This is a genomic window from Streptococcus oralis subsp. oralis (genome assembly GCF_002096435.1).
Classification (GTDB): Bacteria; Bacillota; Bacilli; order Lactobacillales; family Streptococcaceae; genus Streptococcus; species Streptococcus oralis_AA.
On the sequence record NZ_NCUI01000007.1, the window covers coordinates 1 to 949 of the forward strand.

Below are 949 nucleotides of genomic sequence, written 5' to 3' on the forward strand. Positions count from 1 at the left end.
AAAGCAAGCCAGCAGCCAAGCAAGCGATTGATGATGCCCTTAAAGCTAAGGAAGCAGCCATTGATTCACGTACCGATTTGACGGATGAAGAGAAAGCTGCAGCGAAAGCCGATGCCAAGGCGAAAGCAGATACAGCGAAACAAGCAATTGACACTGCGACGACAAACTCAGAAGTTGATCAAGCAAAGAATGATGGAACAACTGAGGTCAACGCAGTCAATCCAACCGCTCAAAGTAAGCCAGCAGCCAAGCAAGCAATCGATGATGCGCTGAAAGCTAAGGAAGCAGCCATTGATTCACGTACCGATTTGACGGATGAAGAGAAAGCTGTTGCGAAGGCAGATGCCAAAGCGAAAGCCGATGAGGCTAAGAGAAACATCGACACTGCGACCACAGATGAAGCAGTATCGCAAGCTAAAACTGCTGGAACAACTGAAGTCAACGCAGTCAATCCAACCGCTCAAAGTAAGCCAGCAGCCAAGCAAGCAATCGATGATGCGCTGAAAGCTAAGGAAGCAGCCATTGATTCACGTACCGATTTGACGGATGAAGAGAAAGCTGTTGCGAAGGCAGATGCCAAAGCGAAAGCAGATACAGCGAAACAAGCAATCGACAACGCGACAACAAATGCAGAAGTCGACCAGGCTAAGTCAACTGGAACAACTGAGGTCAACGCAGTCAGCCCAACTGCGCAAAGTAAGCCAGCAGCCAAGCAAGCAATCGATGATGCGCTGAAAGCTAAGGAATCAGCCATTGATTCACGTACCGATTTGACGGACGAAGAGAAAGCTGTTGCGAAGGCAGATGCCAAGGCGAAAGCTGATGAGGCTAAGAAGAACATTGACGCTGCGACCACAAATGCAGAAGTCGACCAGGCTAAGTCAACTGGAACAACTGAGGTCAACGCAGTCAGCCCAACTGCGCAAAGTAAGCCAGCAGCCAAGCAAGC

The 949-nt window shown here is 49.4% G+C and carries 1 protein-coding gene; it reads left to right on the forward strand.

Going from position 1 to position 949, the window contains the following annotated elements; translation table 11 throughout:
- A partial coding sequence (locus B7723_RS00035) for a DUF1542 domain-containing protein (protein WP_142358070.1) occupies nucleotides 1–949 on the forward strand: 949 nt, incomplete at both ends.